Source organism: Paenibacillus sp. FSL R7-0189, from assembly GCF_037969925.1.
Taxonomy (GTDB): domain Bacteria; phylum Bacillota; class Bacilli; order Paenibacillales; family Paenibacillaceae; genus Paenibacillus_AQ; species Paenibacillus_AQ odorifer.
The window spans coordinates 3,175,397-3,186,962 of the sequence record NZ_CP150223.1; the positions used below are offsets into that span (position 1 = coordinate 3,175,397).

The 11,566-nt window shown below is 41.3% G+C and carries 7 protein-coding genes and 1 riboswitch; all 7 genes read left to right on the top strand.

Features of this window, described 5'->3' with window-relative positions; genetic code table 11:
- Positions 1 to 67: 67 nt before the first annotated feature.
- Positions 68 to 176, top strand: a riboswitch (TPP riboswitch).
- Between the two features lie 103 nt (positions 177 to 279).
- The 7 genes from thiC to deoD all read left to right on the top strand — a co-directional run bounded on the left by thiC (position 280) and on the right by deoD (position 11,294).
- A complete protein-coding gene (gene thiC, locus MKY63_RS13860; RefSeq protein ID WP_339813225.1) occupies positions 280 to 2,022 on the top strand; it encodes a phosphomethylpyrimidine synthase ThiC in 1,743 nt (580 codons plus the stop codon).
- 85 nt (positions 2,023 to 2,107) lie between these two features.
- Positions 2,108 to 3,094, top strand: a complete 987-nt coding sequence (locus MKY63_RS13865) for a phosphotransferase (RefSeq protein ID WP_339813227.1) — start codon at positions 2,108 to 2,110, stop codon at positions 3,092 to 3,094.
- 254 nt (positions 3,095 to 3,348) lie between these two features.
- The gene (locus MKY63_RS13870) at positions 3,349 to 6,906 is read left to right on the top strand and encodes an alpha-amylase family glycosyl hydrolase (protein WP_339813231.1); all 3,558 of its coding nucleotides are present in this window, start codon (positions 3,349 to 3,351) and stop codon (positions 6,904 to 6,906) included.
- Between the two features lie 359 nt (positions 6,907 to 7,265).
- Complete coding sequence (ahpC, locus tag MKY63_RS13875) at positions 7,266 to 7,829, top strand: alkyl hydroperoxide reductase subunit C (protein ID WP_076138381.1); 564 nt, start codon at positions 7,266 to 7,268, stop codon at positions 7,827 to 7,829.
- Between the two features lie 14 nt (positions 7,830 to 7,843).
- Complete coding sequence (gene ahpF / locus MKY63_RS13880; protein ID WP_076138382.1) at positions 7,844 to 9,373, top strand: alkyl hydroperoxide reductase subunit F; 1,530 nt, start codon at positions 7,844 to 7,846, stop codon at positions 9,371 to 9,373.
- A 266-nt stretch (positions 9,374 to 9,639) separates the two neighbouring features.
- Positions 9,640 to 10,461, top strand: a complete 822-nt coding sequence (locus MKY63_RS13885; RefSeq protein WP_036681377.1) for a methyl-accepting chemotaxis protein — start codon at positions 9,640 to 9,642, stop codon at positions 10,459 to 10,461.
- A gap of 116 nt (positions 10,462 to 10,577) precedes the next feature.
- On the top strand, positions 10,578 to 11,294 hold the full coding sequence (gene deoD / locus MKY63_RS13890; protein ID WP_036681380.1) for a purine-nucleoside phosphorylase: 717 nt from the start codon (positions 10,578 to 10,580) through the stop codon (positions 11,292 to 11,294).
- Positions 11,295 to 11,566 lie beyond the last annotated feature (272 nt).

Here is an 11,566-nt window from a genome sequence, read left to right on the forward strand (position 1 = left end):
TACATTGATCTCACATTTGAGTAGATTTGGATAATTCTCTCTTTTCGGTTATACTTTGAAGTAGCAATTATATAGTCACGGGAGCTTGGTGGGACCAGGCTGAGAGGATAGTTATAACTATCGACCGTCAAACCTGATCTGGATAATGCCAGCGGAGGAAATGGAGCTCTATTTCTATTTGTCTACTCTAAGGCCGCATCTTATACAGATGTGGCCTTTTCTATGTGTGGGGAGTAGACCGTCTCCGCTTGATCAAATCACCTTATAGGAGGAATTGAGATGACAAGCGAATTGAACAACGATCCAATCAATCTATCAGCTTTTCCAGCAAGTCAAAAAGTGTATGTAAAGGGTTCACGGCCTGATATTCAGGTGCCTATGCGGGAGATCTCACTTAGTCCAACTGCGGGCATAGACGGCGAAGAGGAGAATGCCCCAATTCATGTCTATGACACAAGCGGGGCTTACACGGATGCTAATATTCATACTGATATTCGTCAGGGGTTAGAGCCCAATCGTCTAAGCTGGATTGAGGAACGAGGGGATGCGGAAGCGTACGAAGGAAGAACCGTGAAGCCTGAAGATAACGGGAATGCAACGGGAAAAGCTGTGGCGGAAGTGTTTCCAGCGCTCCATAGAAAACCTTTGCGAGCGAAAAAGGGGCGTAATGTCTCTCAAATGCATTATGCACGCAAAGGGATTATTACTTCGGAAATGGAATACGTTGCGATTCGTGAGAATGTGACACCGGAATTTGTAAGAGATGAAGTAGCCCGCGGCCGCGCCATCATTCCAGCGAATATCAATCATCCAGAGAGTGAACCAATGATTATTGGGCGTAATTTTTTGGTAAAGATCAATGCCAATATTGGAAACTCCGCAGTATCCTCATCCATAGAGGAAGAGGTGGAGAAAATGAGATGGGCTACCCGCTGGGGTGCAGACAATATAATGGATCTCTCCACAGGTAAAAACATCCATACGACACGCGAGTGGATCATCCGTAATTCTCCTGTTCCTATTGGAACGGTGCCTATTTATCAAGCTTTGGAAAAAGTGAATGGGAAAGCGGAAGATTTAACGTGGGAAGTATACCGTGATACGCTCATTGAGCAAGCGGAGCAAGGGGTGGACTATTTTACCATTCATGCGGGAGTTCTGCTTCGTTATATCCCGTTGACGGCACAACGTATGACAGGTATTGTTTCAAGAGGTGGCTCCATTATGGCGGCATGGTGTCTTGCGCATCATCAAGAGAACTTTTTATATACACATTTTGAAGAGATATGTGAAATCATGAAGCTGTACGATGTTTCTTTTTCCCTAGGCGATGGATTACGTCCGGGTTCGATTGCTGATGCGAATGATGAAGCACAATTTGCCGAGTTAGAGACGTTAGGTGAATTAACAGCTATGGCTTGGAGTCATGATGTACAGGTGATGGTAGAGGGTCCAGGACATGTGCCGATGCACTTGATTAAAGAGAATATGGATAAGCAACTTGAAACTTGCAACGAAGCCCCTTTTTATACGTTAGGTCCACTGACTACAGATATTGCGCCGGGGTATGATCATATTACCTCTGCTATAGGTGCAGCGATGATTGGTTGGTTCGGTACAGCAATGTTATGTTACGTAACTCCGAAGGAGCATCTTGGCCTGCCTAATAAGGAAGATGTACGTGTAGGGGTCATTACTTATAAAATAGCGGCACATGCCGCAGATTTGGCAAAAGGGCATAAAGGAGCACAAGACCGGGATAACGCTCTTTCGAAAGCCCGTTTTGAATTTCGTTGGCGTGATCAATTTCATTTATCGTTAGATCCTGAGCGAGCGCTCGAATATCATGATGAGACATTGCCTGCGGAAGGCGCTAAAACAGCTCATTTTTGTTCCATGTGCGGGCCGAAATTTTGCAGTATGAAGATCTCTCATAATATCCGTAATTCGACGAGAATTGAATCAGGAATGCAAGAGAAGGCAGAAGAGTTTCTCCAAGGCGGGAGCCTCATTTATAGATAACTTTTTCTGATAAAAAGAAATATCTAAAAGAAGTCGTCATTGGCGGCTTCTTCTTTTATACTTTGAATAGATAGGAGTTGATGAAATGGAAGCGATTCGTTCAGAGGAAGCCATTTTAGAGGATTTAAGTAATAGTTTCTATCATTTTTTTGGATTGAAAGTCCTTCATGCTACCCCAATAAAACGTGGCTGGTTAAATCTTAAATGGAAAATCACAACGGATTCAGGGCAATTTCTACTTAAACAATACAACAAAAAAAGATATAAATTGTATAACCCAGAAGAGCTGAACTTTGCCTTTTCTCAACAGAAAAGATTGTATCTACAGGGGCTCCCATGTCCCGGATTGTTGGCTTATAACAATAATGTTTTACTGGAATCAGATCAGGGAGAAACGTTTATGGCAATGGAATATTGTGAAGGCCGTGTCATAGAGCCGGGTAAGATTAATATCCATCAAATGTTTGATTTGGGTCGTGCCACAGGTAAAATGCATCGTTTATTAAATGATGGGACCCTTAGTTTGAAAAGAACCCCACAATTTATTCCTCAAAGCTCTGAGGAACGTTTAGAACATTGGAATGTACTCCTACAACAATCAAAGGAAATGGGCAAAACCTCACTTATCACTGACCTAGAGATACAACTAAGAGCGACTGAAGAAATAGATCCGGAAATATTCGAAGGACTTGTAGCTGGATGGGCACATCGTGATTTATGGGTTGATAATCTTTTATTTCAAGATAGCCAATTGTCTGCAATTCTAGATTTTGATCGGTTCAAATATGATTATCCGCAGCTAGATGTGGCGCGAGCAGTGATGTCATGTGCTTTAGATGAAGATTTAGATGGAGCACTAGCTTCAGCATTTATTGACGGATATCGTGAGGAACGAACGGTGGAGCAGGGGGATTTAACAAAATCATTGCAGTTGTTGTGGTATATGGAAAGCCCGTGGTGGATTAATGCCGCGATGGACAAACATAGTGTACCTCCAAAACGTTTTGCAAAAGAAATGAATTGGCTGGCTAAGAACCTGAACAATTTACCTGCTATCTTAGGGAACTTATAGTGAAAACGATTGAATTATAGCCTAAAAGATGCATTGACCAGCAAAAGTTTGGCGCCTATAATCTTAACAAGGAAAATTCATCAGATATTGAACCGTTTGTAAACGCATACAATGAGTTTTTTCCTTATTAATCATTGAAGGAGGAGATTAAAACTATCAAGTATTTCTTTTTTTCTCATTTTTGCAAACGTTTGCACCCCACGATAGCGCTTAAAATCGTAAGCTGCACTTAAAATTATGAGGAGGTTATTTACTTGGTATCCAAACAATCCAGGCGTTATATTTCGTGGTTAATTATTTTTTCGCTCATTTTTAGTTTATTTGGTTTATCAGGTGGAGCATCGGCCAGCAATACGGATCATACAGTCACCTATACCAATCCTACAGCGGCAGCTGTGACCTTACATTGGACTACGAATAACTGGGCTAATACTACGGACACGGTGATGACCAAAAATGGAACCACGTTCACCGCCAACCTCAATGTTCAGGAAGGTGCCACCCTAATTTATTGTTATCACATCACGGCTCCAACGGATAGTTGGGACAATAACGGCGGGAAGAACTGGACGGTGGTTATTCCGGTTGCCGGGAAATACGAAGCAGAGAGTGCATCCCTGTCTGGTGGTGCAAAAGTAAATACGAATCACACCGGATATTCGGGCACTGGTTTTGTTGATGGATATACAACTACAGGAGCAGCCACCACTTTTAACGTCCAGTCTTCCGCAGCAGGGTCCTATAATGCCACGCTTCACTATGCTAATGCATCCGGCAGTGCCAAAAAGGTGTCCATTTATGTCAATGGAATAAAGGTTACACAGACAACATTAGCGAACCTGGCCAACTGGGATACATGGGCAGACCAAACAGAAATGCTCTCCTTACAGGCAGGAAATAACACGCTTGCTTATAAATATGACTCGGATGATAGCGGGAATATTAATATCGATTATGTGACCCTTTCGGCCGGAGCTACACCAACACCTACGTTAACTCCTACACCAACGCCAACAGTTACCCCAACACCTACCATAACACCCACACCAACGCCAACACCTACACCTACGGTAACTCCTACACCAACGCCAACAGTAAATCCTACACCAACAGTAACGCCAACACCTACCGTAACACCCACACCAACGCCAACAGTGACGCCAACACCTACACCAACTTCAGCAGGGCTAACCGTTCACTTTAAGAAACCAGCAAGCTGGAATGCAGCGATTCGCATCCATTACTGGAATCTGAATCCGGCAACCGTTCCGACTAGTGGAGCATGGCCGGGAATACTGATGAAATCGGACGGAAACGATTGGTATAGCTATACTGTTCCAAATGCTACAGGTGCAAGCCTGATCTTTAATGACGGCAATGGCAAACAGACGGCTGACTTATCTCGCAGCATAAAAGAGGGCTGGTATAACTCAGATAATGTATGGTATGACGCCAATCCAGACGTTCCTAAGGTTCCGGTGATAACCGTCTCTCCTGTGCCCAAAACCTATGATTCTGCCCAAACGGTGACACTATCCAGTACAAATAGCGGCGATAAAATTTATTATACGACCAATGGCTCGACACCTACGACAACCTCAACGTTGTATACGACTCCAATCCAAGTACCTTCATCTTTGACTATCAAAGCATTCGGCGTTAACTCTATAGGGCAAGCGGGTAATGTAGGCTCTTTTGCTTATGTGATTGATCTGAATGCCGATTTGCAAGCTCCGATTATCACTGCGAATCTGCCTATTGGGAATTCGAGCTCAGCGGTTTCCGTATCTTTTAATATAAAAGACAACAAGGCGGCAACAACCACAGCATATTACACAGATAATGGTACGGAACCAACAACGAGTTCAAAAGTCTATATTTCAGGCAATGCACTGACATCTCTTACCGGACCGTCTATCTTGATTAATAAGACGACAACCTTAAAATTTCTTGTGATCGATGGTGCCGGAAATGAAACCAAACAGAGTTTTGTTTATAACATTGGTAATAAGGGCGATTTTCGTGAAGATACGATTTATTTTGTAATCACTTCCCGGTTCTATGACGGTGATTCGAGTAACAATGAGCATGCATGGGAGGATGCCAAGGCAGGAAATCCGGACTCTGATCCAGCTTGGAGAGGGGATTTCAAAGGACTGATTCAAAAGCTCGATTACATTAAAGCCTTAGGATTCAGTGCCATCTGGATTACACCTGTGGTGCAGAATGCCAGCGGTTATGATTATCATGGGTACCATGCAATAAATTTTGCGAAAATAGATCCAAGATATGAATCCGCAGGGGCATCTTATCAGGATTTGATCAATGCAGCGCACGCGAGAGGGATAAAGGTTATTCAAGATATTGTCGTCAATCATACCGGTAATTTTGGAGAAGAAAATCTGTTCCCGATGTTCAAAAAAGATCCGACGGCAGCAGACACCGTGAGTAACATGCTCAAAATTACGGATAAGCTGCCAGCTAACTATGATTCCATGACCCCTGATCAGCAATATCAGGCAAGACTTGCCTTAATGAAGACTGCGGAGACTAACAATAACATTTACCATACGGAAAAAAGTCTTTCTTGGGAGTCTTACACCGTCCAGACAGGACAGATTGCGGGAGACTGTGTGGACTTAAACACAGAAAATCCTCTAGTGAATCAGTATCTAATCGACAGCTATAATCAATATATTGATATGGGTGTGGATGCATTTCGGGTCGATACCGTAAAGCATGTAAGCCGGTATATTTTTAACAAATATTTTGTGCCGGCATGGAAAACAAGAGGGGGCTCAGACTTCTTTGTCTTTGGGGAAGTGGCTACTCGGTACAGAGATGTCTGGAACAGTGGAATTCCGGCGATATCAACACCATTTTATACTTGGAAAAGCTCAAAATCCTATCCAGGTGACGGTCAAAATGATTACGCTTCCAACAAGCTATCGGTGGAACAAGAGTGGGCAGATAACTCTACTACAGCAGGACAGCCTACCTCGAACAATGCTTTTTTAACAGGAAATACTTATCATACGCCTGACTATTCGATGAAATCGGGTATGGATGTCATTGATTTTCCAATGCACTGGGCCTTCAAGACTGCTCAGGAAGCATTTAGTATGAGAAGCGGTGATCAATTCTATAATGATGCTACCTGGAATGTAACTTATATTGACTCTCATGACTATGCACCTGACCAGGCACCAGAAAATCAAAGATTTGCCGGCACACAGGACACTTGGGCTGAGAATCTCGCTCTGATGTTCACCTTCCGAGGAATACCTGCGATCTATTATGGTTCTGAAATTGAGTTCAAAAAAGGATCAGTCATTGATGTAGGTCCAAATGCGCCGTTAAGTTCAACAGGCCGTGCTTACTTTGGCGATCATATTGAGGGTAGTGTTACTGTTCAAGATTACGGTAAATATACCAATGCTACTGGCACACTTGCAGACTCGTTAAATTATCCTCTGGCGAAACATATCAGACAACTTAATTTAATCAGAAGAGCTGTTCCTGCTTTGCAAAAAGGCCAATATTCTACAGAAAATGTATCAGGTGATTTGGCATTTAAAAGAAGATACACTGATAGTACCAAAGGAATCGATAGCTTTGCTTTGGTTACAATCTCAGGAAATGCAACATTCACTGGAATTCCTAACGGAACTTATGTGGATGCAGTGACTGGTGATACCAAAACCGTTACCAACGGTGTGATCACAATCAACTGCTCCGGGAAAGGAAATGCGCGAGTGTATGTATTGAACGGTAGTGGTGGAATCGGAGAGTCAGGAACCTATCTGAAGTAGGACCTTGTATATTAGTTATCAAAAGTAGCCTCAGTTCGGGATGAACCCGTACTGAGGTTACTTTATAGTACAGAATAGTTCAGCGAATAGTAGAAGACATCGAATTGTAGAAATTGAACTACATAAAACATGTAAACTAAACCATAATAGTCAATAAGTACGAATGAGCATCAGTCAGATGATAAAGTGTTGTATTTAAATCCGAAAGAAAGGAATTTGTATGAACATTTAGCGACTGACAACGATTATCATATTAGAATTATTATAAATAACTTGACAGGCCTTAATTTGGTTAATTATAATAATTATAAATAGTATCCACTCTATTCATAAATTAAACCCAAAGGAGATTAAACAATATGTCATTAATCGGAACAGAAGTACTACCATTCAAAGCAAGCGCATTTCAAGATGGGAAATTTATCGATGTTACAGAAGAAAACTTCAAAGGTAAATGGAGTGTAGTTTGCTTTTACCCAGCTGACTTCACATTCGTATGCCCAACTGAACTAGAAGATTTGCAGAACCAATATGAAACCCTCAAACAACTAGGTGTTGAAGTATATTCCGTTTCTACTGACACACACTTTACACATAAAGCATGGCATGAAAGCTCCGCAGCAATTGGCAAGGTGAAATACATTATGATCGGCGATCCTTCCCATGTGGTTTCCCGCAATTTTGATGTATTGATCGAAGCTGACGGTCTTGCTGATCGTGGTACATTCATCATTGACCCAGACGGTGTTATTCAAACTGTTGAGATTAATGCTGGTGGTATCGGCCGTGATGCTAGCTCTCTTGTTAACAAAATTAAAGCAGCGCAATATGTACGCAATCATCCAGGTGAAGTTTGCCCAGCGAAATGGTCGGAAGGTGCAGAAACTCTTAAACCAAGTCTCGATCTTGTAGGTAAGATTTAAGGAGCGAAAGCTAAATGAAACTAGATCAAGAAATAAAAGCTCAACTAGCGCAATACCTAGAACTCTTGGAAGGCGATGTAGTACTGAAACTCAGTGCAGGCGCTGACGAGGCATCACAAGAGATGACTGAACTAGTTGATGAAATTGCCAAAATGTCAGCTAGGATTACGGTGGAAAGAACCGAACTATCTAGAACCCCAAGCTTTAGTGTAAATCGTGTGGGTGAAGATACGGGTGTAACCTTTGCCGGAACTCCGCTTGGACACGAATTTACTTCATTAGTATTGGCACTGTTGCAGGTTAGCGGAAGAGCTCCTAAGGTTGAGCAAAGTGTAATTGATCAGATCAAAGGCATTAATGGTGAATATAAGTTTGAAACTTATGTTAGCCTGAGCTGTCATAATTGCCCTGATGTTGTACAAGCACTTAATCTTATGAGTATCTTTAATCCGGGTATTACCCATACGATGATTGACGGTGGAGTATTCAAAGAAGAGGTAGAAAGCAAAGAAATTATGTCTGTTCCAAGCGTCTACCTTAATGGTGAATTTTTCGAAAGTGGTCGTATGACGGTTGAAGAAATTTTAGCTAAAATGGGCAGCAGTGTGGACGCATCAGAGTTTGACAATAAAGCTCCATATGATGTGCTTGTTGTCGGCAGCGGCCCAGCTGGTGCAAGTGCAGCCATTTACGCGGCACGTAAAGGTATTCGTACAGGTATTGTTGCTGAACGCTTTGGCGGACAGGTTAACGACACGCTTGGTATCGAGAACTTTATTAGTGTGAAGTACACTGAAGGTCCTCAACTCGTAGCTAAACTTGAAGAGCAAGTAAAAGAGTATGGCATTGATGTGATGAAATTGCAGCGTGTCAGACGTCTAGACAAAAATGACTTAATTGAAGTTGAACTCGAGAACGGCGCTGTTCTAAAGAGTAAGACGGTCATTCTGTCTACAGGTGCTCGCTGGCGGAATATGGGCGTGCCTGGTGAAGCTGAATTCAAGAACAAAGGTGTAGCCTACTGCCCACACTGTGATGGTCCTTTGTTTGCAGGCAAAGATGTTGCAGTTGTTGGCGGCGGTAACTCAGGTATTGAGGCAGCTATTGACCTTGCAGGTATAGTGAAGCATGTAACGGTTCTGGAATTTGCTCCAGAGCTCAAAGCTGATGCTGTGCTGCAAGATCGTCTTTATAGCCTTCCTAACGTTACTGTTCTTAAAAACGTGCAAACTAAAGAAATTACCGGAACTGATAAGGTAAATGGTATTTCTTATGTTGATCGTGCGACAGAAGAGACTCACCATGTTGAATTGCAGGGTGTATTTGTACAGATCGGTCTGGTTCCAAATACAGAATGGCTAGGTGACACAGTTGAACGTACTCGTGTAGGTGAGATTGTTGTAGATAGCCATGGTGCTACTAGCTTACCAGGAGTATTTGCTGCTGGTGACTGCACTAATAGTGCTTATAAACAAATCATTATCTCGATGGGATCCGGTGCAACTGCAGCGCTAGGAGCATTTGATTATCTGATCCGTAACTAATCGATATTATTAGTAACAACAAGAGAACGAAAGCCCTCACTTTTCACAAAGTGGGGGCTTTTTTTATGTTATTCGTCTTTTGTGAGAGAGAAATGGGTGTTTGTAAACTTTTTTGGAGGATTTTATGAAGATTTTCGCGAATACATATCTAAAATATGAATTAAGCAAAATTAAGGATTTAGATTAAATGCATGTATGTAAGGCATGATCTGGTTAGACTTGGTGCGCTATAAATAACGTTTTGCTGGAATGGAGACTATATTTCTGTGATTAACAACATTGAATCTTTAGACAAATTTATCTCACTTATGCCTATTATAAAATTATCTATCCCCGCTGATTTATCAATAGCGATATGTGATTTGGAACGGTTCGTTGCTTATTTTCCTGGCGACACCATAAATTTAAACATTAACGAAGGACAACCTTTACACAAAGAAGAACCGCTTTACTTAGCGATACAAGAGAATCGTACCTTGAAGTCCGATGTTCCAGCCCACTTTTATGGATTTGAGTTTACAGGTACAGCAACACCTCTTCACGATCAAACGGGACAAGTCATTGGCGGGATTGCAGTTCAGATTCGAAGACAAAGTGAATTAAAAGCCATTGTAGAACAAATCTCGGAATCATTATCCCAAGCCAATGAGCAAATTAATAATATTTCCTATGGTGTAAGTTCACTTTCCGATCACTCTCAGGAACTACTCATTCAATCTCAGCAGGCTGGAAAAGATGTGGAGAATACAACAGAAGTCCTATCCATTATAAATAGGGTTGCTGATCAAACGAATTTACTTGGGCTGAATGCTGCAATAGAAGCAGCGCATGCAGGTGAGAAAGGTAGAAGCTTTGAAGTCGTAGCCAAGGAAATCCGGAAATTTTCAAGGGAAACCGTCGCCTCGACGCAAAACATAAATAAAACCATGTTACAGATTAAGGGAATTACGAATCAAATGGCTAATTCGATAGAGAAGATAGCAGCTATCGGCCAAGAACAGGCGGCATCTGTTCAGCATACTTCTACATTTATTGAGGAGATAAAGATAATGTCCCAAAAACTTAACGAGTTTGCTAATAAATTATAAAAAGAGATTCAGTAGCAGTATTTTTGTCGCAATAAAAGAAAATTTTAAACGTATATTTAAAATCATGAATGGTATAGTAAGATAGTAATGAGTAATCAACATAGGAGGAATAAATTATGTCAACGCCGCACAATGCAGCACAAAATGGTGAAATCGCCAAAACAGTATTAATGCCAGGAGATCCTTTGAGAGCGAAGTATATTGCAGAAACCTATTTGGAGAACCCAACTCAATTTAATACGGTACGTAATATGTTTGGATATACAGGAACTTATAAAGGCAAAGAGGTTTCGGTAATGGGTTCGGGAATGGGAATGCCAAGTATCGGTATTTATTCTTATGAACTATACAAAAACTATGGTGTGGAAAACATCATTCGTATCGGTAGTGCTGGAGCATACACTGATAAATTGAATTTATTTGACGTGGTGTTGGCGGATAGCGCGTGGAGTGAATCTACATATGCCTATGTGCAAAGCGGTGTAGAAGGAGATATCCAGCTGCCAAGTAAAGAATTGAACGAAGTCATTGAAGCAGCGGCTACACGTATTAACAAGCCAGTTCTGACGGCGAGAATTCATTCCAGCGATGTATTCTATCATGAAGACAATGTGCCTGGAGTTAATGAATTTTACAATGAACATGGCTGTGTTTGTGTAGAAATGGAGAGTTATGCGTTGTTCCATAATGCGAAAGTGTTAGGTAAACAAGCTGCATGTATTCTTACCATTTCTGATTCGTTAGTTACTCATGCTGTAACCACGGCAGAAGAAAGACAAAATTCTTTCAACGGCATGATGGAAGTAGCTTTAGAAGCAGCGATTTCTATTTAATAAAAAAGATTAAGTAGCTTAAAAAGTTCTACGAGCAAAAGTTTGAAAGCCTATTAAATTCAGGATTAAGTCCTGATATTTAATAGGTTTTTTTCTCATTTGTAAGGTTGTGGAAATGGATAGGTGAAGCGTGTAAATTATTGTTGTTTTTAATCAAAATTTAATGTTAAATTCGTAATAATTCTCTCGGATTATACCGATATAAAAATCAAACCAAATGGCTACAAATCTTAGAAAAGACATCTAATCTCCATATGGTGGAAGTATTTATA